The following is a 23,656-nucleotide window of genomic DNA, read 5'->3' on the forward strand; positions in this document are numbered from 1 at the left end:
CTTGAAGAAACGAGTCCGGCTCGGGATGCCCGCGTCGCGCCAGGCCTTGTCCAGGACCGCCAAGTCCTCCGCGTCGAAGGAGAGGGGGATGACGCGCTTGCCGTCCTCGCCCACCTTCACCTCGCGCTCGGGACGGGGGCCCACCGGCACGCGCCCGGCCTCCGCCTCCCGGATCTTCCACTTGAGGTAGGGGATGTCGCTGCTGCCTGTCGGGCGTCCCACGACTTCGCGGTACTTCGCCTGCACCTCCTCGAGCGACATGTTGGCGAAGCGCCCGCGACGGGGAGCCGGCTGCGTGCCCTCGGCCGGGGTGTCGGCCCGTGCGGCAGGCGCCGGAGGCGCGCTGGGGGTGGCGGCCGTCGCCCGGTGGGTGGGGCTTCTCCGCTTCTTCGCGGCGAGTGCCTCCTCGATGCGGCGGATGAGGTGCGTCCTGTTGGGGCTGCGCGTCTCCTCGCCCACGACTTCGCGGTACCGGGCGCGCAGCTCCGTCAGGTTCATGGACTCCAGCTTCTTCGTCTTCGTCGTCTTCGTCGTCTTCGTCGTCTTCGTCGTCTTCGGTGCGGCGTTGCGAGGCATGGTGGTGTTTTCCTTTCCGGGCCGTGGGTACACGTCTGCCGTTCACGGGGGCGGCCCGGCGGCCCTCGTGCGCGGCTGCCCCGCTGGGCGGGGCGTCGGTGGTGGTGGACTACTTGGTGGGTGTGTTGCTGGCGTCGCGCTTGCCGGCTTGGTAGGCCGCTTCGAGGGCGTCCCTCAGTTGCCATACCGCCACTTCGTAAATGTCGAGGCTGTCGCTGTTGCGTGTCTTCAGTGTTTCAATGTTCATCTCCTCGCGCGCAACGCGTTCGAGGGTTTCTGCGGGCGCCCGGGCGGGCTTCGAGGGGCTGCTGGGGCGCGGCTTGCTGGGCGTCATTGTTTCGTCCTCCCTGTGCGCCTTGGGCAGGCGCGTGCGAGGCATATGCGCTCTGTTTTTGAGGCATAGCAAGTCGAGTGGAGAGGGTTTGGGGTCGCCCTGGCTGTGACGGGCGCAGGGAGCTGTTTCGCTGTTGGTGTGTGTCTATTTGCTGGGGCCCTCCTGGAGCGAGGGAGGGAAGGCGCTATTTGCTGGGTGTGTTGCCGGCGTCGCGCTTGCCGGCTTGGTAGGCCGCTTCGAGGGCATTCCTCAGTTCCCCTACCCCCACGTTGTGGAAGTCGAGGCTGTCGCTCCAGCGCCTCTTTAGTGTTTCGATGTCCATCTCTTCGCGCGCAATGCGCTCGAGGGTTTCTTCGGGCGCCGGGGTGGGCTTCGTGGTTTTGGCGGGCCGGGGCTTGCGGGGTGTCATTGTTTCGTCTTTCCGTGCGCCTTCGGCGGCGCGCGTGAGGCATACGCGCTCTGTTTTGCGCGTATGGCAAGTCATTGCCCGCTAGGCTTGCTCAGGTGCGCGAAACACTCCAAGTCGATGGCGCGTGGATCGACATGGACGAAGGGGGTGGTGCCGTCCGGGAGGACGGGGGCGGCGTCGATGCAGTCCTCGGCCGTGACGCCTCCGAGGCGCGCCAGCGTCTCGTCGTCTTTCACGTAGTAGTCGTCCGCGTCCGGGTTGGCGTCGGGGCGAAGGGCGCCGCGCAGCACCGCGAAGATGCGGACCTTCTGCCCCCGGAGGCCGGGGATTTCGCTGCCGAGGTACGTGGTGTCGGTTCCGAACATGTGTCTCTCCCAATGCGTGCTGGTGATTTCGGTGCTGCGAATTCGGTGCGGCTTGGCGGGCAACGAGTGGCCTCGCGGCCTCTATTCATCCATCAAGTAGAAGAAGCAGCTCAGGTCGTCGGCGCGCACCGTGACGCGCGTGGGGCTGCAGGTGCGATCCGGGAGGAGGCGGGCCACCTCGACGCGGTCCGAAGCCTTGACGTCGTGTCCACGGCTGTGGACCGCGAGGATGCGGACCTCCTGCTGCTTGTGTCCGGGGACTTCGTCGCCGAGGTAGATTGCGGTGGTGCCGATATACATATGAGTCTCCCCTCGCGCAGTGGGGTGCGCGCGAAGACATACATGCTCTATCTTCGAGGCATAGCAAACCGAGAAGAGTGATGTTCGGACTGCTTCGGGGTGTGGGGTCTGGTTTTGCTGGTGGTGTGTGTCTATTGGCTGGACTCTTCAGGGGCGCGGGGCTGTTCGTCGGCGAGCACCGCGATTCGGAGGCCCTGCGGGAACCAGCGCTCGCGAGCCTCCTGCGACAGGGGATGCACGGCCACCTTCCTGGCGCCGCCCCCCTTGGGCTTGAGCACCGTATGCAGGCGTCCGCGCTGGACGAGCTCTGCGTGGACATGGCCGACGAGGAGTCGGTGCAGGTGTCCGAAGCTCCCTGGCGCCGGATGCGCCGGCTCGCTCTCGGCGGCGCGGATGAGAAATTCGGTGGAGCGGCAGGCGGGACAGGGAGGGAGCTGGACGAGGCTGTCGTCCACGTCCTCCCGACGCGCGACGCCGACCTCCAGGGTATCGAGGGAGAGGCGATTGCCACTGCCGCACCGGGCGCAGCGCTGAAGTACGTCGTCGGTGGTGACTTCGTGAATGGCCATGGGGGCGCCCTTACGCGACAGCGGTGTATGAGCCGAACCAGTACGTCGCGGCGAGGCCTGGGAGGTTTTGGTGGCTGTAGAAGGCGAAGCCGTCTTTGTCCGGCACCATGACGGTGGGATTGCCGACGAAGCTTCCGGAGAAGGCGTAGGGGCTGAGGGTGATGGAGGAGGGCGCGGAGGGGAAGCGACTGCGGAACGTCACCGAGCCGCCGCCGGCCAGGCTGTCATGCGCGACAGTGTCGCTGTTGCTGTACTGGAGGCCGAGCCGGCCCACCTCGCGCACGCTGCCCGCCAACTCGAAGGAGGTGTTGCTGGCGGTGCTACTCAGCGGGAGTCGCAACGTGCGCGTCCAGGAGGCGAAGGTGGCGGTGAGGCTGGCGTCATGGAGGAACTCGGCCTCGTTGCGTGAGAGGCGGAAACCGCCCGCCGCCGCCCCGGTGGTGTCGCGGGCCCAGGCGCTCCCATTCCAGGCGGCGTTGAGGGTGAACCACACCGAGTCGCTGTCGGCGTAGAGGCGCAGCCGCGCGGCTGCGCGCCCGCGCCCTGGGTGTCGAGGAGAAGGACGCGACCGGCGCCCAGGACGGGCTGGAGGATGGCCTTGTGCTGGCCCGCCGACGTCTCGTTGCCGCGGAAGTGCCCGCCGCTGAAGGTCGAGAGGACTTCCGCGAGGGCCGCTTCGACGGTGCCCGCCGTCAGCAGGTTGCCCGCGTCCGCGACGGAGACGGAGGAGGCCGCGTGAGCATCGGCGGACTGGGTGACGTGCCCGTTGAGGAAGCCCAACAGCGCGGCCATCTGCTGCCGCAGGCTGCTGGCAGGGAGGGAGTGGGGCGTCCCGGCCAGCGCGTCTCCTCCGACACGAGAGGCGCCGGGACTGTTTGCCGTCGTCTCGCCGAGGCGGGTGACGACCTCCTGGAGTTGAGCCTGCACGCTGGTGCCGCTGATGTAGCCGTGGGGTGTGGCGCCAATGGCGCTGGCGTGGTGGGCCCCCGTGGCCGCGCCCTGGTGGGCGTTGACGAAGCCCAGCAGCGAGGAGAGCTGCGCATCCACGGTGCCTGCAGGCAGGAGGTTGGGCGTGCCGGGCACCGCGTCCGCACCCACGCGGGAGGCGCCCGGTGTGCCAGCAGCGGCCGAGGAGAGCTTGTCCGCGACTTCGTCCACGGCCTCCTGCACGGTGGTGGAGGTGATGAATCCGTGGGGCGCGTAGTCCACGGCACCAGCCCCGTGTCGCCGGGCGGCGCCGGAGAAGTGCCCGGCCAACTCGGCGTCCACCTCGTCCAGTGTCGCCTGCACCGTCTCCGTGCTGGGGCTCAGGACGTCCCAGGTGCCGCTCTCCACGGCCACCGAGGTGCCCCGGGCGAAGATGAAGGCCTGCCGGCGGGAGGTGTCCAAGTCCGCGGCGAGAATCTGCGTCTGCCCGGGGCGCCGCCGGACGTCACACAGCAGCAGCTCGTCGGGCTGGAGGGCGGGCTTGGGCGCCTGGCCGACGGGGCCCTCCGGCGCCTGGCGCACCACCAGCACGAAGGACTCGTCGCGGCGGAAGTACACCTGCTGGGAGTTGCCGTCCGTGCGCGGCTCGGACAGCAGTCGGGTGAAGCGCAGGAAGATGCCCACCCACCGCTCGCTGCCCGAGGTGGAGACGTCGGTGGGGATGCCGGAGACGTCCACCGCGCAGTCCACCGTTTGCCCGGTGCCGAAGAAGATGCGCTGGCCGAGGTTGTCGTAGGCGCGGCCCGGAGCCGTCAGGTCGACGGAGAGGTTGGGCACGGGAGAGTGCGGCGCGGGCACGGCCCCGGAGATGACACCGTGGACGCCCAAGTCAGAGGCGAGGTTGCGGTCGGCCTGCTCCAACTGCGCGAAGGCCAAGTCCAGCTCCGCCTCCGTCACCTTCTGCCTGAAGAAAAAATCCAGCCGGTTGCTCATGCCTGTGCCCTCCAGAGGAAGACAAAGGCCGGGCGCGAGAAATCGGGGACATGCTGAGCGAGCTTCAGTGCAAGACGGTCGTTTCGCCCAGCTCGCTGAGTCCCAGCTCCCAGTGCTCGGGGAGAATGGGCGGCAAGGGCTCCACCATGTCCACGAAGTGGGTGTGCGCGGGCTTGAGGTACTCGACGAGGGCGCGCAGGCGCTGGCGCTCCGAGAGCGTGAGAAGGCGGTCCACCTCGACGTTGAAGGCGTAGCGGGCGAATCGCTCGGAAGGGCCCAGCACCCAGTCGACGCCCAGCTCGGACTCGCCCAGCACGAGGGTGTCCGAGGCGAAGGGGGAGATGGCCCTCACCTCGATGCCCAAGAAGAAGCGGATGGCGTTGCGCAGGCCCAGTGCGGTGCCCTTCTGCTGGTACATGTGCACGAGGATGGCGGCCAGACGGCGCCGAGCGAGGACGTCCAGCTCGAAGGCGAAGGGGTTGCCCAAGTCCTGGAGGATGGCGTCCAGGAATGCCTCCGGCGCGCGCTCCAAGTCGAAGACGTCGGGGAAGGCGTCCAAGTCGGACAGGAGCAAGTCCGTCACCTCCTGGAGGCAGGACACGAAGCGGTGCAGGTCGCCCGTCACGTCGTCGCGGCGGTTGTGGCGGGGCAGCATGTCCCAGAGGCGGAAGTGCCGAGAGGGCGGCCTGGCCGGCCGGAAACCCGCGAAGGTGGCGCGGTGGTAGGGGGCGAGCACCAGGTTGCCGTGCGCGTCCGTCACGCCCTCCACACGCACTTCGTACACCACGTCCGGCGTCAGCTCCGTGTCGAGGGCGAAGTGGACGAGAAGGCCGTCTGCTGCGGCCTCGGTGACAACCACCGGGACGGCGGGCGCGCCGCGCGGGGTGAGGGTGAAGCACGCCGAGGGCGGCACCCGGACAGACTCGTAGAAGGCGAGGCGCACGGACTTGGGCCCCACGGCCTGCGCACCCACGAGGCGCGGGGCCGTCCTGTCCTCCACGGTGAAGGTGTACGTCTCGTCGAGGAGGTGCGCGCCACCGGCCGTGGCCGAGATGACGTGCACGGAGACGGTGGCCTGGCTGGCCAGCGGCACCGCCGGGTGGAGCACGACACGCAGGGTGTCCGCCGTCTGCGTCGCCGCCGCCAGCGGCCCCGCGAAGGCGGGTTGCACCTCGACGCTGTCCCGCCCGCGAAGGCGAGGACTCCGTCCACCCAGACGCGGGTGGACGCCCGGGCGATGCCGTCTACGCCGACGTCCACCAGCTCCAGCTCCAGCGCGGCATCAACGGGGACGTCCTCCTCCTCGGGGCCCGGAGCGCGGTTGAGGAGGAGGGGGCGGCGCGTCTCGGCGAAGAGGGAGACGGTGTCGACGTAGAGGGTGGGCAGCTCAACCGTGGCCATAGCGACACCTCACGGGGAAACGAGCTCCAGGCGGACGCCCACCGTGTGGACGCCGGAGAGCTTCGAGACGTTGGCGGCCATGTCCGTGACGAGGCGCTCGCGGCCGGGGCGCCCGAGGCAGCGGGCGTACTTCACCCCGCCCACGACGAGGGACGCTTCCCAGGCCAGGCCCGCCGGGGCGCCTGAAGGCACACGGAGGCGCAATGCGGCGCGGACCAGGTCCACGCCGGTGACGTCCACGGTTTGCGTCACCTCGGCATAGTCCCCGGGAGCCAGCTCGAAGCGGCGCCCAGGCTCCTCGTCGCCGAGGACGAAGAGGTACTCGCCCGAGGCGGGCGTGGCCCGCTGGGGACGAATGCGTCCCTGGCCCAGGCCGAGGCGGCTCGTGAAGGCGGTGAGGGCCATGGGCGTCACACTTGCCGGGACAGCTCGAGCGAGTCGAAATAGGCGCGGCGCGTGACGTCCTTTACCGCGAAGCCGAAGCCGCCCCGGCCGGAGGTGAGGGGTTGGCTGCCGGAGTTGATGCCGAGGGCGTCGTCGATGAAGGCGGCCATGCCCGGCACGGGCTGCCAGTCGGGAGGCGTGCCGAGCGGGTGCGCGGCCAAGTCGTTGTGGAAGGCCTTGAGGACGACGTCGCCGTTGGCGTTGACGATGACGTCCAGGCGCAGGTGCAGCCAGGCACCCTGCGAGAAGCTAGCCGAGGACTTCAGCAGGACGCCGGGGCCGTCCGCGTCAGGCAGGCCCGTGGCCACCGCCCCCTTTCGCAGTACCACCCGGTGCGGCTCGTCGTCGGAGAGTCCGAGGAGGTAGGCGGAGTCGTTGACGGAGGTGCCCTGCCCGCAGAGGAAGAGGAAGGGGGAGAAGCCGGTGGGGCCGCCACCGGGCCCGCGCTGGAGGCAGCCACGAATGCTGCCTCCCTTGGCCATGGGGGCGAAGTCCGGGAGGTTGGCGAAGAGGCCAACAGCGCCCTGCGCCGCCGACAGCGAGTTGAACGCGAAGAGGAAGTTGCTGCCGCCCGGGGGACGGGCAATGCCCGCCGTCACGCCTCTGTCCACGGTGGCGATGTCCAGTCCGCCATTGAGGTAGGTCCAGTCTGCGAGTGCCATGGTGTCCTCACTGCGTGGTGGCTGCAGGCCACCCGGTGTTGAAGTCCTCGGTGGGCTGCGTGGTGCTGAAGAGGGCCACGCGCGCCGTCACGTCCTCCCAGCGCCAGGCGTAGGCCTCGTTGGTGTGCCAGCGCTGCTCGAAGTCCTCCCGCGGCGACTCGCTGAAGAGGCCCTCCACGGAAGCTGCGTCCCCCCAGTCTTTGAGGAAGGGCTCCTGGCCCCATGTCTCGACGGCCTGCCCCTCGAAGCGGTGCGGGACGAGCTGCGCGGGCGGCAGTTCGAAGAGGAAGGCGTCGTTGTCCCAACCTCGGGAGAAGGCCTCGAAGCCCTCGCGCTGGCCGAAGAAGGCGAGGGCCACAGGGACGTCGGAGAGGGCGGCGCGCCACACGTACCAGCGCTCGAAGTCCTCGCAGGACTCCTCCGGCACACCGAAGCCCGCCAGGGCTTCGAGGCGAGTCACCGCCGTCAGTGTCCAGTGGGCAGCCTCGCCGGGCTGGCCGCCCGCGTCCTCGAAGCTGGGGTTCAGGAGGGCCATGTCAGAGGAGCCCTCCGGTGTCCCCGTCCTGCAGGGTGACGCTTCCGAGTACCGGCAGCTCCCGCACCGTTAGCTTCACGTCCGCAGGCAGGCCGTTGAGCGTCAAGTCCATGCGCGAGTCGCCCAGCTTCCGGACGCCGGGCACGTCGCGGATGACGTTGAAGACGTCAGACCAGGCCACCTCGCCGGACGGGACGCCCTGGGCGTCCTTGCCGTTGAAGCCGAAGTCGATGCGCGGATTGGGCGTGCCGTCCGGCTCGCTGATGCGGAAGTAGGCGGCGAGCGCCTGGCGGACGCGCGCGGAGACGGCCTGGGCCGAAGCGCCCTGGCGCAGGAAGAGGCGCACGGAGACGTCCACGCGCAGGTACACCGGCTCCTGGACGCTCACCTGGAAGGTGAGGGTGCAGGGGTAGACTTCCGTCACCTGCCGCAGCACCTGGGCCTTGAGCGCGGGCGTGGGGACTCCGCCGCCCTGGGGCACCACGTAGAGGATGCCGGCGTTTTCCGGAATGGAGGCGTCCTCGTTGGACGTCAGCATGAGCGCGCGCGCCACACCGGGCAGGCGCCGGGCGTTGATTTCGAAGTCCTCGCGGGAGACGGTGCGCGTCAGGGCCCGGAGGCTCTCGGGGACGAGCAGCTTCGCGGAGGCCACCGTCTGCCTATCCGCGCCGCCGGAGGCGGGGGAGGGGTTATGGACGGCCACCTGCACCGCGTGGCCGTGCACGTCCCGGAAGTTGCCCTCCACGACGACGAGGCGGCCCGCGTCCACGTTGCCGGCCGCGCCGCCGCCCGTCTTGTACACGACCGCCACGGTGCCAGCGGGCGGCAGGCCGTTGGTGCCGTTGCCAAAGCGGATGGTGGCCTTGTCCCCCTGGTCCACCGAGACGAGGAAGTGGGCGTCGACGGCGCGCGAGTTGAGGAACGTGTCGGCCTCGGTGAATGCGCCCTGGGCGGTGGACACGCGTGCGGAGCCGTCGAGGTAGGGGGCGAAGTCCAGGTGCACCTCGAAGTCAGCGAGGCCACGGGCGTCGAAGAGCTGGGTGTGCGTCTTCGAGTGCTCGGCCACGGCGAGGACGCGCGGCGGGTTGGCGCCGGCTGGAATGGTGACGGGCAAGAGGAGCTGGAAGCGGACGGCCTCCGTCACCTCCTGGGTGCGGACGACGGTTCCAGCGGGGAAGGTGACGGTGGCTGTGGGAGGTTGGGCCAGGCGCAGCTCCACTTCAGCCGTGGCCGCCTGGGCGCCGTGAAGCCGGTAGCCCAGCATGCGCGCCAGGGCGATGACGTTGCGGCGCTGGGTGGCCGAAACGAGGCGCGACTCGCGGGCGAGGTTGTCCTGGTAGAAGCCGAGGACGTCACCGACGAAGGCGTACATCTCCAGCAGCAGGTTGCCGAAGCTGGCGACTTCGAAGTCGCTCCAGTCGGCGAAGACGCTCTTCACCAGCGCTAGGAGGCGTGCGCGCAGGGCGTCGAAGTCGCGGTGGGTGTAGTCAGTGGACGCGGGAAGAAGTGGCACGTCGGCGAAGGCCTCCATCGGGAGGCAAAGGCCTTGGGGCCACCTTTTCAGGGGACATCGGGGACATCGATTCGAGTCGGGATCCGCCTCGTCTTAGGTTGCGACCGAGATTAGGTCGCCTCAACATGTCGTCGCGCGATGAGGACGAGAGGTCGGGGGCCGCCAAATCCACGAAGTTCGGCGCGGTCGCCCACGATTAAGTCGGGCAGGCGAGGAAGTTCATGCTGGCACGGACCAAGTGACGGATGGGGCCCGTATCACCAGGGACTGCCGCAGGGCTGCACGCGCTGTTTCTCTTCACGACCGCTGCGGTCGACTTGTTACCTCGTTTGGGCTTCGGGCGTTTCGACCGTGCCAGCTTGCCGTTGGTACGCCATGCCTCGGAGGCGTTTCGTGGTCCGTGCCGGCGACTGTCGTGGTGATGCTGCGGTTGGTGCTCCCGACGGGTTGTAACCTCTCGACTATTCAGGGAGGCAGGCGCCTTGCGTGTCCGGCAACGAGATGTCGGCCTCCTGCGGTGCAGTGGGTCCAGGGTTTCGAGTCCAGGTCTGTCCTGGGGGACAGAGGCCATTTGTTCGGTTTGGCTGTCGGAACCGGGCGGCAAGGAGGCGGCCCGCCAGGGTGGGTCAGGCGGGAGGTCACTGGGCCGTCCGGATTTTCCGTGCGAACATCCGGGCCGCCGGTCTGGCTGTAAGGGAAGGGACCTATGCAGGTATTCCAAAGCGAAATTCGGCCGACGCAAGTCAACGCACTGATCTCGAAGGTGCGGAAGCGCAACTACGAGAAGTACCTCATGCGGGTGGTTCTCGAGAAGGTTCGGGGCTTTGAGAACCAAGTGGTCAACTTCGACTTCCCGGTGACGGCCCTGATTGGGCCGAACGGAGGAGGAAAGACCACGATCCTGGGAGCTGCGGGGTGTGCCTACAAGATCATCAAGCCGCAGATGTACTTCGCGAAGAGCGGGACCATCGATGACAGCATGCAGGACTGGCGGATTGAGTACGAGCTGATCGACCGGGACATCAATCAGAAGGAGCCCGTTCGCCGGTCATCCAGCTTCCGCAGCTACAAGTGGAAGAGGGAGTCGGTTGCGACTCGCGACGTCGTTGCCTTCGGCATTTCGCGCACTGTTCCTGCGAACGAACGGCGTGAGATGCGGCAGTACGCCTCCACGAAGTTTGAGGTCGGCGAGAAGCGCGTCGAGCAGATCGAGAAGAGTGCGCTTGATGCGATCCGGCGCATTCTTGGCAAAGAGGTCTCTGGCTATACCCGAATTCGGGTTGATGAGCGCGGTCGGGTTTCGATGCTGGCTGGGACGACAGGAAGGGGGGCTCGCTACTCGGAGTTCCACTTCGGTGCTGGTGAGTCGAGCATCATCCGGATGGTGATGGCGACAGAGGCTACTAAGGATGGTGCGCTCATCCTTATCGAGGAGATCGAGAACGGCCTTCATCCAGTGGCAACCGTTCGGATGGTTGAGTACCTCATCGATGTCGCCGAGCGAAAGAAGGTCCAAGCAATCTTCACCACTCATTCCAACGACGCGCTTAAACCGCTGCCTTCCGATGCGATTTGGGCCTCACTGGATGGAAAGGTGTTCCAAGGCAAGCTCGACATCCATGCGCTTCGGACCATCACCGGACAGATCGAGGCCAAGCTAGCAATCTTCACGGAGGATACGTTCGCGTCGGACTGGGTGATGGCGATGCTGCGGTCGCAGAAGGACATCGCCGTTGACCACGTCGAAGTCCACTCGATGGCGGGTGATGGAACCGCCGTGAAGATCAACGAGAACCACAACAAGAACCCGGCCATTTCGTTCTCCTCGGTCTGCTTCATCGACGGGGACTCACAACAGAAGACCTCGGACGAGGGCCGGGTCTATCGGCTTCCTGGCGAGTGCCCAGAGGAATACGTCTACGATCAGGTTATGGCGGTACTTGAGAACAAAGCCGGGATCTTGGCCGTGGCGCTGCACATGGACTACGAAGACCAGCAGTGGGTTTCCGATGTTGTTAGATCGGTACGGCACACCAACATGGACCCGCACCTTCTCTTCTCTCAGGTCGGACGACAGCTCCGCCTGCTCGCTGCGGAAACGGTTCGGAGGGCTTTCCTTTCGGTTTGGGCGTCGTCGTACCCGGAGGAGGTAAAGAGCCTTCTTGCGCCGCTGAGGGATGTCTTGCCGGCTGAGCGAAAGTGAGTGTGGCCGTGGCTCGTCTCCCAGCGGTTCAAGAAACTGGAGCAGCTCTGCTCCGCGCTCCCGAAGCTGCGCGGGGACATTCACGACAAGCGGCAAATCGCCCTCGTGCCTGAAGACCATGAGTCGTGTTTGACGAGCCGGTAGTAGGACTTCAGTAAGAGCTTTCGGAGCGTTGTGTCCGACCGGCTGTTGCTCGCAACTCAAGGTCCCCGTTGGAGGGGAACGTCGAAGTCCGCCGTCGTGTCACCCACGCGCACGCGCACACGAAGCGTCAGCGTGGCTGCGTCCTGCTCGACGCGGACCTGCACGAGCTGGACGCCAGGCAGCCAGCGCGCGAGAGCGTCACGGACGTACACGCGCGCCAGCTCCGCCAGCACGGTGTCGTTGCGCTGGTGGCGCAGCCGCGAGAGTCCGGCCCCGAAGCTGGTGCGCCAGGGCATCTCGCCGGTGGAGTGGGGCGTCGCTCCCTCCGTGAGCAGCACCTGCCGCACCTTCGAGGCGAGCAGCTCGGCCCCGCTGCCCACGGCGAAGTCCCGCTTCCTGTCTCTGCGGAAGGGGACGAGGAGATTCTGGCGGGCTCGACTCATGACGTCCTCCTCACGGAACGGGGATGGCTGCGCGCACCTGCTGCAGCGTGCGGACGATGGCATCGAGGGGGGCAATGGCTTCTTCCAGCGCGCTGCCCTCGAGGCTGGAGAAGTCCGGCACCTGGGGGCCGCCCACCAGGCCGAGGAGGACGTTGAGGAGGGCCATGAGATGGGAGAGGGCGGCCAAGGCCTTGCCGACGTTGACGGCCTCCTGGGCGACATTGGCCTCCGCGCAGCCGGCCACCCTCAGTAGGCCCGCGTCCCCGAGTTGGACGGCGCGCATCCGGGCCTGCCCGACGCTCGACAGGCGCAACTGCAGGTGGAGGAGCTGGCCACGGGCATGGCCCAGCTCGCCCAGGACGATGTCGATGACGCCCACCACGGTGTACGGCACCGAGAGCTGGGGGACGAGGCGGAGCAGCTTGGACACCTTCTCGGCCAGCTTCGGCAGGGCCGCGGCGATGGCTGTCGGGTCCGGCGGAGGCCCCAGCGCGTCAGGTATCGCCTTCACGACTTCGACGAGGGCCAGCACCGCGCCGATGATGTCGAAGAGGGGCGTGAGCGGCGCGAGGGCTGGCTGGACAGCCTGCAGGAGCTGGTGGTGCTGCAAGGTGGCGCCGCCAGGCAGGGTGAGGGTAGGCGCCTCGGGAAGCGGGGGGATGTGGATGCAGATAGGCAGCGCCATGGGCTTCCTCAAATCGGCTCGGCGATGGGACGCACCACCCGCCCGGCGATGGTGACCTGGGCCGCCTCCAGGGAGATGGCGCCCACCGCCCGCAGGGTGAGGGCGGTGGTGGCCTCCAGGGTGACGGTGTTCTCCTCCGCGTCGAAGGTGAGGCAGTCGCCTGTCTTCCGGTTGGTGAGCTTCATCTTGCGGTGGCCTGCGGACTCGTCCATCTCGATGCGGAAGGTGGGCGTGGCGAGGACGCGGTTGTCGGGCGGAGACACCTGGGCTTCTTCGGGAACCTCGCTCTGACCGCCCGGCTTCCCCCAGTGCGCGCTGAGGTAGTAGGGGGCGTCGACGTCGCCCTGGTTGAAGAAGACAGCCACCTCGGCGCCCACGTGCGGCACCGCGAAGAACCCCGTGTCCTTGGCGCCACCCCCGGAGGTGCCCAGGGGCCAGGCCCAGGCGGACTCGGGCTCAAGGACGCCAGGAATGCACAAGCGGACGCGGCCGAGCTGATCGCCGTCGTCGCGGCTGGTGACGTAGCCCACGTACATGCCGAGGAGGCGCGTGTCGTGGGTGAGGATGTCGTCGTCGAAGGTGCTCATGGTGGGCTCGCTACCTGGGGAGACTCATTCCTGCTTCGGGGTCCTCGACACCGATGGGCTGTCCGTCACGGCGGTACTCGATGTACCGGGTGCCGGTGTCCCGCTCGAATGCCTCGACTTCCTTCAGTGCCCCAGTCGTCTCGGGTGCGCTGGTGTTGGGCCGTCCGCCCTGGGGCTGGCCCTGCTTCTCGGCGCTGGCTTGCTGACGCTGCCCCGTGCCGTCACGCGACAGCTTCAAGTCGGTGGTGTAGCCGGAGGAGGAAAGGACGTGCTTCGCCTCGGTGACGTAGTACTTCCCGGACAGGAAGCTGGAGATGCCGCGCACCTCCACGACGGACTTCGCGCGCAAGCTGGGGTTCCCCACCACCTGAAGGGACAGCTTCACCGTGCCGGCTTCCGCGCGTCGGAAGCGGGCATCGGACTCGCGCTGGGCTTGGGCGGGTGTCGATGCCGAGGTGGGCTGGACGCTGGTGGTGCTGTTGCGGAGCTGCAGCGACGTGGTGCCCGTGCGCTTGTCCACCACCTCGAGGAAGTCCGCGAGGGTGGTGCGCTCCACGGTGCCACTGCTCGCCTGGGCTTCGAGGTTTCTCTTGGCCATGGCGTCCCGGCCGCGCACGTCCACCTTGCCCACTCGGCGGCCCAGCTCCGACTCGACGTTGACCGAGAGGACGTCGCCCCGGCCTGAGTCGGCGTACCACCACAGCACATGGGTGGGCGCTGCGGCCTGGTTGCGCGGGCCGAAGGTGAGGCCCCTGTCGTCGACGTGGAACTGGAACTCCTCCCGCGCGGCCAGGCGCCGGAGGAACCTCGCGTCCGTCTCCCCGGCCTGGTGGATGGTGTCGAAGGACTCTCCGGTGTCTTCGACGTGGACGGAGTCCTCCTCGTAGCCGTGCTCGGCGGCCACCTCGCGCACTACCTGGGCGCGCGTCTTGCCCGCCCAGGTGCGCGTCTTCGCTTCGCGGTGCATGAGGGCGCTGAGGGCCTGGCCCTCGACGGTGAGCACCTGGAAGCCCTTCAGCTTCTTCACCACCACTCGCCGCGGAGGAGCCATGAGCCCCGGGTAGCCCCAGGACACCTCCAGCACCGTGCCGCCCACCAGCTCCGCCCTGTCGAAGAGGGCCAGGTCGAAGTTGTCCAACTGGAGGGACAGCTTGTCGGCCTTCGTCGCGCTGTCCTCGAAGGTGAGGCCGAGGACGCGGCCCTCAAGGGAGAGGGGCTCGCCGCTGGGGGCCCTCTCGTGTGCCAGCAGCGTGAGGCGCACGCCAGGCGCAGTCCTGTCGAGGGGCCGCGTCATTCGCTGACCCTCCGCCGCTGCTCGCTGAGGATGACGTCGGTGAGGACGCGCAGCGAGGGGATGTAGACGCGCCGCCCAGCCTCCAGCTCCAGCGTCGCGTCGATGATGGGCTCCGGCTGGAAGTCCGCGATGGCCCACCAGAAGCCGCAAGCACGCGAGAGGGGCGCGAAGTAGCGCCCGGCAAGCCCCCAGAGGGAGTCGCCCTCGGCGACGAGGTGGACGCGCGTGTCCGCGTGCGGCTGGAAGCCGTAAGGGACTCTCTCGCTGAGGAAGAGGTGGCCAGCCTCGTCCCGGAGGCCGAGGGAGAAGGAGTAGCGACTGCCGGCGTGAGGGGCCACTACGGCACCTCCTGGCGGAGCTGCTCGGAGGTGACGCGCGTGTCCAACACCTCCTCGAAGGTGACGGTGGCGGTGTAGACGAGCACGCGGCCATCGACGGCGAGCTGGCGGTACTGGAACTCCACGCTGGCGACGACGCACTCCACGGTGAGGACGCCGGGCCAGAGGACGAGGACGCGCGGGGGGGCCGTCGCCAGCACGCCCTCGGTACCGGCCGGGGGCACAGTGAGGGCGCGGACGAAGGCGCGGAACGCCATGATGTTGGACGTGTCGGCCTGCTGGGCGGCGAAGAAGGCGTCCAGGTAGAACTCGACGCCCGAGAGCTGCCGGTTGGAGGTGCCCTGAAACTGGAGCACCTGGTGGGAGAGGCCCGGCACCGCCAGGCGGTTCCAATTCACCTGGCACTTCTCGGTGAGCTGCGTGGGGTTGAAGAGGCACTGCATGGCCTCTCCGGTGAGGACATTCACCAGCACGCAGCGAGGAGGACGGGCGAGGCCAGCAGCGAAGGACACGTGGGGCCTGCCTTTCAGTAAGACGCCATGGGGGAGAAGCTGCGGGAGGCGGCGTCTCGCTCGGCGCGCGCCGTGGCCTGGGCAAGCACCTCTCCGTCCACCTGGACACTCACGAGGACGGGCGCGGCGGGAGGCGCGTCGGGCTGCGAAGAGAGCACCTCGGGTTGGGGCAGCGAGGCCTGGAGGGCTGCCACGGCCGGCATGGACGAGGACTCCAGGGGCCACTCCGCCGGCAAGGTGGAGGCCGTGGAGGCGACGGGCGCCGGGGCCGAACTGGGGGAGTCCTCGAGGCCGAAGGCGACGGACAAGTCCCGGTGGAGGCCCAGCCGAGCCGTGCGCAGGGCCTGCTGGAGGCCGGTGTCCTTGCCGAAGAGGCTCGCCACCGCGTCCGCGACGCCGAGGATGGCGCCCACCAACTCCAGGAGGACGCCGGAGATGGCGTCCACCACCCCGAAGACGATGAGCTTCAGGCCCGTCCACGCCTCGGCCCAGTCGCGGGTGAGGATGCCACTCAGCATCAACACCACACCCCAGAAGACGTCGACGATGCCAGAGAAGGCGGCCAGGGCCGCGTTGAGGATGCCCCCCACCACCGACACCACGAGGGAGATGGCGGACACCAACACGCCCACGACGGTGGTGATGTTGCCAATGGCAAACCCAATGGCTTCCCCCATGAGCGTCCACCCACTGGTGCCCTGCTGCACAGCGGAGGTGGTGCCAAAAAGGCCCGAGAGCGCCCCACCGAGGACGCGGCCCAGGTGCGCCAGGCTGCCCAGGAGGACGTCGACGCCGGCCTTCATGTAGTGCCATTGCCCGGCCAAGCCCTCCGCCACCTCGGCACCGGCCGTCATGCCCATGACGACGAAGTCGAAGACGCGGGCGAGGACGCGCCCCACCGTGGCCCCCGCCTCGCCGAAGGCCGCGAACTTCGAGGCTGCGGTGGCCGCGTCGTCTCTCTCGGAGAGGAAGCCCAGCGCCTCGCCCACCCGCCGCAACGTCGTCTGGAAGGTTTCGAGGGTAGGGCGCGCGGCTTCGAGTCCGGAGGAGAAGCCGTCGGCGAGGCCCGAGAAGAAGCTGTGGAGGCGATGGCCCCACAGGTAGAGGTTGATGAGGAAGTCCTTCAGGCCGGCGTTTTCAGCGCGGCCCAACTCCTCGCGCACTGCCCCCGAGAAGCCGCCGTCCTCGAAGAGCTGGACGAGGCCGCGGAAGGCGAGCGTCACCTGCTCCTGCACACGCCGCGCGAAGTCGCCCAGGCCCCCGAGGTTGTTGCGGACCGCGTAGGCGAGGCCAGCCACCGCGACGCCGAGGAGAACGACAGCGCCCACGGCCGGAAGCACCGTGGCGAGCAACCCGCCCACGGTGAGGCCCAGCACCTTGAGGCCCACCACCAGCAGCGCCAGGCCCACCTGGCCGGAGACGACGGCGCCGACGAGGGCGATGACTCCCCCGGCAGCCAGCGTGAAGGCCGCGAGGGCACGCTTCACGGGGCTGGGCAATGCCTCGAAGACGCCCAGCACCTGCTTCACAGCGTCGGCGACGAGGGCGACGAGAGGCTTCAACACCTCGTCGAACGGCTCCCCCAGGACGATGGCCAGCGCCTTCATGCGTCCGGCCAGCAGCTTCGTCTGCCCCTCGTAGGTGTCGAGCATCTGCTTACGGAACTTCTCGGCCGTGCCCCCTGCATTCGTGAACTCGTCGCGCAGGTACTCGAGGGCCGCGCCGCCGCGGACGACTTCGCCGGTTTGTTTGCGCACGCCGTCGGTGAGCTGCTTGAGGATGGCATTCACGCCGCCCAACGCCTCGCGGCCGAACGTCTTCAAGAGAAAGGCGCTGCGCTGGGCCGCCGTCATCTGCTCGAGAGCAGGGGACAGCTTGTCGAGGATGCCGAGGAAGCTGAGGAAGTTGCCGCCCGCGTCCGTGACGGCGACACCGACGCCTCGCAACTGCTGCTGCACCTCCGGGTCCGCCATGCGCTCCATGGCGACGGCCACGGCGGTAGACGCGCGCTCCACGCCCGGGACGACGTTCTTCACGAGCCCCAAGGCGATGAGCGTCTCGGGCAGCTCCTGGTTGAGGGCCTGTGCGCCTCGGGCCGCAGTGCCCAGGGCCAGGGGCAACTCGTTCGCGGAGAGGGCGAAGACGTTGACGGCCTGGAGCATCTGGTCGACGGAGAGGGAGGCCTTGTCAGTGGAGAGGCCGAAGGCCTTCATCGCCTGGGACGCGAGGCCCGCTGCACCCTGGGGCGTCAGCTCCCCCAACGAGCCACCGGCCAGGTCCAACACGGGCTCCAAGAGCTCCATGGCCTCGGCGGCGGTGAAGCCGGCCTGGGTGAGTTCTCGCAGGCCCAGCACGGACTCCGTGGGAGTGAACTGCGTGGCGAGGCTTGCTTCGAGGGCGGCGTCACGTAGCTGCCGCAGCTCTTCGGCCGAAGCTCCGGAGACGGCGGCAACCCCCGCCACGGCCTGCCCGAACTCACCTGCGGCGTTGGCCAGGGAGAACGAGGCGCCGATGGTGACAGCGCCGGCCGTGAAGAGGGCCATGGCGACGCCGAGGCGTTGGAAGGCGCCTTCAATCCGCGTGGTGCCCAACCCCACGCGCCTGTCCAGGCTCATGAAGTTGCGCTCCACCCCCTGAAAGGTGCCGGAGGCCAAGTCCCGTGCGGTGAAGACGAAGCCCATGCCGACGTTGTTGAGCACGCGCTACCTCCGCTTCGCGGACTTCTCCAAGGCCTTCGCCTCGCGACTGCGTTGCTGGCCGATGCGCTCGAGGAGCCAGTCCCTGTCCGAGGTGGGCAACTCCAGGGCGTCACCGAGGGGAGCTGCGAGGCCGCTGCCTCCGTGCTGGTGCCAACACAGGTTGAAGAGGCCCTCGCGCCACGTCTCCAGCGTCACGCCGGGGAAGAGGTGGAGCGCTCCCGGCGCCTCGCTGTCCGGGCCTGCCCCGGAAGGAAGAAGCCCCGGTCGAAAGGGAGCTCCACCTCCTGGCGCATGAGGCACTCGGGGCACTCGACTTCGAGCGTCGTGTCCACGCCGCAGTCGACGGCGTCAAACTCGTCAACGAGGAAGTCCGCGTCGCGCAGGCTCAAGTCTTCGAGGAAGCGGCGCTTCTCGCGCGCGTCCACGCCGTCGACGTCCAACACCCGGTAGGCGAGGACGGAAGACAGCAGCTTCTCCGGCGCCGCGCGCTGGAGCTGCGGCAGGCGCCGCTCGTCCTCCCCTGTCAGCAGCTTGAAGCGCACGCGCTTGCCAGCGTCGGGCAGCGTCGTCTCGAAGCGGTTGCCGGCCATGAAGGCCGCGCGGCTGGCGTCCGAGAGGACTCGCACCGGCAACTGCGTCAAGTCCAGCTCCCAGTCGATGCGGGCCCGGCAGGCCGCGTTCTGACAGGGGACGGCGAAGACGTACTCGGGGCCGTAGGTGTGGACGCGCACCTGGAGCAGGGCGAAGAAGCGGTCCCCCTGCAGCACCTGGCCCCAATCCACCTTCCCGTCGGCGAAGGCGTAGGGGCCTGCCTCCAGCAACTCTTCCCAGCACGCTGAGAGCAGCTCATCCACCTGGCCGCCGCTCTTCGCCAGCTTCCTGTCCGCGAGAATCCGCTCCTCGCGCACCTTCATGCCGCGGATGCGGCCCGTCAGCCCCGAGGGGCACGAAATGGTGTCCGCCATGTCCTTCCTCCGGAAAGGACAAAGGCCTCGGACGACAAATCGGGGACATCGACAGACGCGGCACCCAGTCGAGGCAGGGGACACTGGGGGACGAGCGAGGACTTTTGTGAACGCTGCGCCGAAGCCACGCTCGTGACGAAGTTCGCCAGCTCATGGGCTGAGCGGGCGCCTCTGTGCAACGTCAGGCGCCCGCCAGGGTGCAGCACTCATGGAGAGTACGTGACTGGCTGGGTCCTACTTGGCCAGCTCGAAGAAATCGTAGGTGAGGGTGACACTTTCGATGACATTTTCATCGGACTCGTTGTCCCACTCGCCCGCGACGAACTTCACCGGCCAGGCCCGGGAGAGGCTCCACCGACGCAGCGTGGTGCCGTCCCTGTCTTGCTGGACGATGTCGAGGTTGCGCTTGTAGAGGCTGTCCGGCAGGCCCAGGCCGCTGGTGGTGTGGACGACGTCCTGGAACCAATCGAAGAGTTCGTGGTCCTGCGTGGCGCCTCTCTCCAGGGTGACGTCGGAGAAGGTGAGGCGCCCCGGGGACTTGTTGGGGATGAGGCTGCCGCCCTCGAAGTATTGGACGTTGGCGACCTCGACGGACAACTCGCTGCACTTCTGGAAACCGGAGTGCCCGAGGCCGTCAGCCTCACAGAGAAACTTGAAACGCTTATGGAAGCTGCGCGGCTGTCCGATGATGGCCATGGCCAGTCTCCTTAGAGGCCCGCCGAGGCCAGCTCGGCTTCGAGGGCGCGGGTGTCCTGGGCGATGCGCAGGACGATGAACTCGGCCGGCTTGGTGGTGGCGAGCCCGATGCGCGCCACCAGTTTGCCGGCGAAGACCACGGACGGCGGATTGAGCGCGTCCGAGACGTCGACGAAGAAGGCCTTGGCGGGCTCCTGACTGCGGAAGGCCCCGTTCTTCATCTGCACGAGCAGGAAGGCGGCAATGGAGCGCCGCACCTGCGCGCGCAGCCCCTCGGTGTTGTTGCGGTGCCTCGCGAACTGCAAACCGGACTTGAGGCTCTTCTCGATGAAGGACACCCCGCGCCGCTCGGCGACGTAGGGGAAGTTCCCGCTGGCCTTCAGCGTGCGGCTGCCGTCGATGAAGCGCGGCAGGCCGGGCCCGGTGGTGAGCGGATTGATGCGGCGGGGGTAGACGATGTCCCGCTTCTTCTCTTCCAACGTCTCCTTGGACTCGAAGCCGAGGACGCCGAACATGCGCCCGGCCTCGATGCCCGCGGGCGCGTCGTACACCCCGCCGGGGCGCGCGCCGTCATTGCGCGCGAAGACGCCGGCGATGATGCCGGAGGGCGGGACGACGAGTTGCTCCTCGTTGCCGAAGACGCCGCGGGCGGGGTTGAGCACCTTCACGCGGGGCCAGTAGATGGCCGCGTGCTCAGAGAGTCCTTCGAGGGCGGCTTCCTGCGAGACGTAGGAGACGATGTCCGTGGCGCTGTAGCCCGAGGGCGAGTCGAGGACGGCGAAGACGAGGCCGTCGCGCGCCACCTCACAGTAGCGCACCATGGCGTTGTGGACGGCGGGCGTGGCGCGCCCGGGCACCAGCAGGAGGGACAGGTCCTGCACCTCGTCGAGCGCGTAGAGGCCCGTCCTACCCGCCTCGGAGCCGATGAAGTCGGTGTCGTCCAGTCCGACGAGGCCGTCCGCGCCGCCTGAGAGGGCCACCGTCTGCACGTCCGGAAGCGCGTCCGGCTGCACCATGAAAGCCTGGACGTAGGTGGAGCCGGTGCGCCTGTCATTGAGGATGCGCTCGACGTAGCGCGCGTCGCCCTCGACGGTGGAGAGGTTGGGGAAGGACTCGCGGTAGGCGCCGTCCTCGAGGACGAGGACGTCGAAGGTGTCGGGGGAGCCGTTGGTGGAGGGACGCACCTCCACCTCGAGGCGGTTGGCGTAGGCACCCGCGTCCTTGGCCTCCAGGTGGAGGACGTCGGTGGCGCCGGAGGCGTCGCCCGTGTGCGGCATCGCGTCCAGGCCGAGGCCGGAGCGCGCGTCGCCCTGCACCTGCAAGGAGGCGCCAGGCCCCGTGGACTGGGTGAGCAACTGCAAGGCCCCCAGGGAGGACGGCGCCACGCGGACACCCGCCACAGCAGCCTCCACGAGGGCTCGCACCTCGGCCAGCTCGACGGCGCGCAGACTCTGGACGTTGCCGCTCCCCACCTGCGGGCCGCCAGGGAAACCGAAGAGGGCGCCCGCCACCTCGTCGCCCACCTCTAGACGGCTGGAGGCGCCCTGGGTGTCGCTGGCGATGCTCAGCACACCGTCCTCCACGGTGGCGCGGCCCCCAACGAGTCCGGCGTTGAGGACGGCAGCGACCTCCTGAGCGGACGCCTGGGCCAAGTCGCCGAAGTCCCCCTCGTTGAAGGGGATGAAGACGTCCCGCCCGTCGTCCACACGCACACGAAGAGACTGTCCGGCGGTGAGGGCGTAGGGCCCCGGGCGGCCAGCGGAGACAGAGGCCGCGACGCCGGAGAAGACGACGTCCACCGCCTCGGTGCCGTTGGCGGACACTTCCAGGCGCTGGCCGTCCCGCAGCGTGAAGGGAGGACGCAGGGTTCCGCGCACGACAGCGGGCGTCGGTCCACCACCCGTTGTGAGGGCCGCCGCCGCGCGCGTGGCCGTGTGCGACGCGGAGTCAGAGGCGTCCTCGTAGTGGGCGGTGCGCACCACCCAGAGGTGGCTGCCGCCATTCTCGAAGAATCCCATGGCGGCGAGGGCGAGGTCCGAGTCCGGCGTGAAGCCGCCGAAGGTGGCCTGGTACTCCTCGAAGGAGGTGCACAGCACCGCCTGGCCGATGGGGCCGCGCTCCGCCAGGCCGACGGCGCCGGCCACGGAGGTGGGCGCGGAGGGAATGCCACGGACGCGAGGCTCCTCCTCCTCAACCACGATTTTCGACGACAGCAGCTCACGACTCACGAGGCACCTCGCTTCTTGCGGGACGCGCGCGCCGACACCTCCGGCGCGGCAGAGGGTGGCGACGACGGCGGGGCCGTGGGGGCTTGCCGCTTCAGGGCGACTTCTCCGCGGCGAATGGCAGCAGCCACCGCGGGCACGCAGAGAGCGGCCTCGGGCACGTCCTCCAGCGACACACCCGTGGCCAGGGTGAGGGAGGAGGGCAGGCGTCGGCCGCCACGGCCTGGCTGCACGCCGCAGGCGCACTCGCCGCGCGCGACGCAGTACGACTCATGGGGCAGGAGGAAGGTGACGAGCCTGCCCAGGGTATTGGTGAGGGTGACACTCATGAGGTGCCTCCAGAGAGAGAGTCCGTTTCGAGGTGCGTCCCGGCGACGGCCTTGCCGAGGTCGAGGGGCAGGCCCGAGTCCACGTCGAAGCCGCGCACCACCAAGCCCCAGGTGAAGGCGCGCACGTCGTCGCGGCTGCCGAGCTGCGTGCGCACCTCGCCGTCCGCGTCCATCTCCCAGCGGACGGTGCCGCGCGAGGCGTCCTCGGCGTCCCTCGGCATGGCCAGCCAGCGGTTACGGTTGAGGAAGGTGGCCACGGCGGCCATGAGGTTGAAGAGTTCGGCGGTGCGCTCGGAGGCCACCGTGAGGGTGAAGGCCAGGTCCACCGTGTACGCGGGGCGCCTGCGCACCAGCTCCGCGCCGGAGGGGCCCTGCACGACGTCCTCGTGCAAGACGTTGGTGGAGTAGCGACGACTCTCGCGCAACGTGGGGCCTGACAGCACCACGGAGGGCAGCGCGGCCATGGCGATGACGTTGAGGCCGTCCGCCACCGTGTCGTCGTAGTCGACGGAGACGCTGGCGCTGACGTTGGCCACCACCTGCCGTTTCAACTCCTGCAGCAAGGTGCGCACGAGGCGGGTGAGGTCCGCTTCCTTCGCGACGCGCGGGCGCAGGTAGCGGTACGCTCCCGGCAGGACAGCGGCCTCTCCTGGAATGGGGCGTCCGTCCGCAGAGAGGTTGAGCAGCTCCACGTCGACGGTGCCCGCCTCATGGGGCGGCGTCCTCACGTCGACATGCGAGGCGCCCGACTGCTGGCGCATGGAGATCACCTCCGCGCGCAGTCCGCCCAGGCGCACGGCCACCCGCGCGGCGAAGCCCACCCCGGCGAGGCGTAGGATGTCGCCGCCGCTGGTGGGCCCCGAGGAGGGCGTCACGGAGGCGAGGGAGGGGACGGCCATTACCCGGGCCCTCCGAGGCCCAGCTCTTTCGCGACGCGCGCGAGGAAGCGGCGGCTGGCGCCCTGGCGAAACCGTGCGAAGGCTGGCCGCAGGAAGGGGCGCGCTGGCGTCTGAGTCACAATGACGCCGCGCCCCCTGCCGCTGTTACGCGACTCGCCAGCCAGGCCGGCCTGGCGCAGCAGCGCGAAGAGGAAGCGCCGCATCTTCGGCGTCATGGGGATGACGACGGGTGGGCCTCCGTACTCCTGGAGCTGCGCCACGTCGACGAGGGACTCGCCGTCCGGGCTCTTCGCGGTGCGCGACACGCCGATGAAGGCCTCGTCGCCCTCCACGACGACGGAGATGGAGTTGCGTAGCGCGCCCGAGACGAGGAGGGCCTTCGTCCCGTTGAATCCGGCGAGCTGGCGCGCCGCGAGCGTGAGGGGCGAAGGCGGGCGGAGCGGCTCTCCACCCGGTGCCTGCTGGGTGAGGCCCTGCACCACCTCCTTGCGCAGGGCGTGCGCCTCCTGGCGCAGCGCCGTCTGGAGCGCACCCTCAAGGCGTGACGAGCCCGCCGCCAGCAGTTGGCGGGCCCGTGCCCAGTCTCCGGTGCGCGAGACGGCCATGGGG

27 protein-coding genes are annotated in these 23,656 nt (G+C 68.8%); 1 reads left to right on the plus strand and 26 read right to left on the minus strand.

The features are described 5' to 3' along the window. From ACLEQD_RS00585 to ACLEQD_RS00645, 13 genes are all read right to left on the minus strand, one after another. A partial coding sequence (locus ACLEQD_RS00585; protein WP_410380917.1) for a DUF2924 domain-containing protein occupies nt 1–576 on the minus strand: 576 nt, incomplete at its 3' end. A 109-nt stretch (nt 577–685) separates the two neighbouring features. After that, nucleotides 686–910, minus strand: coding sequence for a DUF6900 domain-containing protein (locus ACLEQD_RS00590; RefSeq protein ID WP_141593112.1), 225 nt, complete (start codon nt 908–910; stop codon nt 686–688). Between the two features lie 184 nt (nt 911–1,094). Beyond that, entirely contained in the window at nt 1,095–1,319 is a 225-nt protein-coding gene (locus tag ACLEQD_RS00595; RefSeq protein ID WP_141593113.1) for a DUF6900 domain-containing protein, read from the minus strand. A 71-nt stretch (nt 1,320–1,390) separates the two neighbouring features. Continuing rightward, nucleotides 1,391–1,684 (minus strand): hypothetical protein, encoded by a 294-nt coding sequence (locus ACLEQD_RS00600; RefSeq protein WP_141593114.1) that lies wholly within the window; start codon nt 1,682–1,684, stop codon nt 1,391–1,393. Nucleotides 1,685–1,765: 81 nt separating this feature from the next. Next, nucleotides 1,766–1,984, minus strand: a complete 219-nt coding sequence (locus ACLEQD_RS00605; protein ID WP_194858591.1) for a hypothetical protein — start codon at nt 1,982–1,984, stop codon at nt 1,766–1,768. Between the two features lie 131 nt (nt 1,985–2,115). Continuing rightward, on the minus strand, nt 2,116–2,553 hold the full coding sequence (locus ACLEQD_RS00610) for a hypothetical protein (protein WP_141593115.1): 438 nt from the start codon (nt 2,551–2,553) through the stop codon (nt 2,116–2,118). Nucleotides 2,554–2,563: 10 nt separating this feature from the next. Beyond that, on the minus strand, nt 2,564–2,893 hold the full coding sequence (locus ACLEQD_RS00615) for a hypothetical protein (protein WP_410380920.1): 330 nt from the start codon (nt 2,891–2,893) through the stop codon (nt 2,564–2,566). After that, on the minus strand, nt 2,878–4,473 hold the full coding sequence (locus ACLEQD_RS00620) for a hypothetical protein (protein WP_410380922.1): 1,596 nt from the start codon (nt 4,471–4,473) through the stop codon (nt 2,878–2,880). Before ACLEQD_RS00620 ends, ACLEQD_RS00615 begins: the two co-directional genes overlap by 16 nt. 64 nt (nt 4,474–4,537) lie before the next feature. Then, nucleotides 4,538–5,644, minus strand: a complete 1,107-nt coding sequence (locus tag ACLEQD_RS00625) for a phage tail protein (protein WP_410380925.1) — start codon at nt 5,642–5,644, stop codon at nt 4,538–4,540. Nucleotides 5,645–5,883: 239 nt separating this feature from the next. Next, entirely contained in the window at nt 5,884–6,279 is a 396-nt protein-coding gene (locus tag ACLEQD_RS00630; protein ID WP_141593118.1) for a hypothetical protein, read from the minus strand. A gap of 5 nt (nt 6,280–6,284) precedes the next feature. Further along, nucleotides 6,285–6,980 carry a hypothetical protein gene (locus ACLEQD_RS00635; protein ID WP_141593119.1) on the minus strand — a complete coding sequence of 232 codons (696 nt, stop codon included), beginning with the start codon at nt 6,978–6,980 and terminating at the stop codon, nt 6,285–6,287. A 7-nt stretch (nt 6,981–6,987) separates the two neighbouring features. After that, nucleotides 6,988–7,515, minus strand: coding sequence for a hypothetical protein (locus ACLEQD_RS00640; protein WP_141593120.1), 528 nt, complete (start codon nt 7,513–7,515; stop codon nt 6,988–6,990). A gap of 1 nt (nt 7,516) precedes the next feature. Then, nucleotides 7,517–9,046, minus strand: coding sequence for a baseplate J/gp47 family protein (locus ACLEQD_RS00645; RefSeq protein ID WP_410380927.1), 1,530 nt, complete (start codon nt 9,044–9,046; stop codon nt 7,517–7,519). A 688-nt stretch (nt 9,047–9,734) separates the two neighbouring features. Between ACLEQD_RS00645 and ACLEQD_RS00650 the strand changes: the two genes are divergently transcribed. Then, nucleotides 9,735–11,231 carry an AAA family ATPase gene (locus ACLEQD_RS00650; RefSeq protein WP_141593122.1) on the plus strand — a complete coding sequence of 499 codons (1,497 nt, stop codon included), beginning with the start codon at nt 9,735–9,737 and terminating at the stop codon, nt 11,229–11,231. 200 nt (nt 11,232–11,431) lie between these two features. Here ACLEQD_RS00650 and ACLEQD_RS00655 read toward each other — a convergent pair whose 3' ends face one another. From ACLEQD_RS00655 to ACLEQD_RS00715, 13 genes are all read right to left on the minus strand, one after another. Beyond that, complete coding sequence (locus ACLEQD_RS00655; protein WP_141593123.1) at nt 11,432–11,818, minus strand: GPW/gp25 family protein; 387 nt, start codon at nt 11,816–11,818, stop codon at nt 11,432–11,434. Between the two features lie 10 nt (nt 11,819–11,828). Next, nucleotides 11,829–12,503 carry a hypothetical protein gene (locus ACLEQD_RS00660; protein ID WP_141593124.1) on the minus strand — a complete coding sequence of 225 codons (675 nt, stop codon included), beginning with the start codon at nt 12,501–12,503 and terminating at the stop codon, nt 11,829–11,831. Between the two features lie 8 nt (nt 12,504–12,511). Beyond that, nucleotides 12,512–13,090 (minus strand): phage baseplate assembly protein V, encoded by a 579-nt coding sequence (locus ACLEQD_RS00665; RefSeq protein WP_141593125.1) that lies wholly within the window; start codon nt 13,088–13,090, stop codon nt 12,512–12,514. A 10-nt stretch (nt 13,091–13,100) separates the two neighbouring features. Beyond that, on the minus strand, nt 13,101–14,384 hold the full coding sequence (locus ACLEQD_RS00670) for a phage late control D family protein (RefSeq protein WP_410380930.1): 1,284 nt from the start codon (nt 14,382–14,384) through the stop codon (nt 13,101–13,103). Next, nucleotides 14,381–14,722 (minus strand): hypothetical protein, encoded by a 342-nt coding sequence (locus ACLEQD_RS00675; RefSeq protein WP_141593127.1) that lies wholly within the window; start codon nt 14,720–14,722, stop codon nt 14,381–14,383. The genes ACLEQD_RS00670 and ACLEQD_RS00675 overlap by 4 nt, the downstream gene beginning before the upstream one ends. Further along, complete coding sequence (locus ACLEQD_RS00680; protein ID WP_141593128.1) at nt 14,722–15,234, minus strand: peptidoglycan-binding protein; 513 nt, start codon at nt 15,232–15,234, stop codon at nt 14,722–14,724. The genes ACLEQD_RS00675 and ACLEQD_RS00680 overlap by 1 nt, the downstream gene beginning before the upstream one ends. Nucleotides 15,235–15,248: 14 nt before the next feature. Then, a complete protein-coding gene (locus ACLEQD_RS00685; RefSeq protein ID WP_141593129.1) occupies nt 15,249–17,933 on the minus strand; it encodes a phage tail tape measure protein in 2,685 nt (894 codons plus the stop codon). Between the two features lie 191 nt (nt 17,934–18,124). Beyond that, a complete protein-coding gene (locus ACLEQD_RS00690; RefSeq protein WP_141593131.1) occupies nt 18,125–18,898 on the minus strand; it encodes a hypothetical protein in 774 nt (257 codons plus the stop codon). Between the two features lie 234 nt (nt 18,899–19,132). Next, nucleotides 19,133–19,594 carry a phage tail protein gene (locus ACLEQD_RS00695; RefSeq protein ID WP_141593132.1) on the minus strand — a complete coding sequence of 154 codons (462 nt, stop codon included), beginning with the start codon at nt 19,592–19,594 and terminating at the stop codon, nt 19,133–19,135. 11 nt (nt 19,595–19,605) lie between these two features. Beyond that, on the minus strand, nt 19,606–21,822 hold the full coding sequence (locus ACLEQD_RS00700; protein ID WP_141593133.1) for a phage tail protein: 2,217 nt from the start codon (nt 21,820–21,822) through the stop codon (nt 19,606–19,608). Next, nucleotides 21,819–22,148: a hypothetical protein gene (locus tag ACLEQD_RS00705; RefSeq protein WP_141593134.1), complete on the minus strand. Its 330-nt coding sequence runs from the start codon at nt 22,146–22,148 to the stop codon at nt 21,819–21,821. The genes ACLEQD_RS00700 and ACLEQD_RS00705 overlap by 4 nt, the downstream gene beginning before the upstream one ends. Next, nucleotides 22,145–23,047 carry an IPT/TIG domain-containing protein gene (locus ACLEQD_RS00710; protein WP_141593135.1) on the minus strand — a complete coding sequence of 301 codons (903 nt, stop codon included), beginning with the start codon at nt 23,045–23,047 and terminating at the stop codon, nt 22,145–22,147. Before ACLEQD_RS00710 ends, ACLEQD_RS00705 begins: the two co-directional genes overlap by 4 nt. Next, entirely contained in the window at nt 23,047–23,652 is a 606-nt protein-coding gene (locus ACLEQD_RS00715; protein WP_141593136.1) for a hypothetical protein, read from the minus strand. Before ACLEQD_RS00715 ends, ACLEQD_RS00710 begins: the two co-directional genes overlap by 1 nt. Nucleotides 23,653–23,656 lie beyond the last annotated feature (4 nt).

Origin of the sequence: Corallococcus sp. 4LFB, assembly GCF_046520365.1 — a bacterium.
GTDB lineage: Bacteria > Myxococcota > Myxococcia > Myxococcales > Myxococcaceae > Corallococcus > Corallococcus caeni.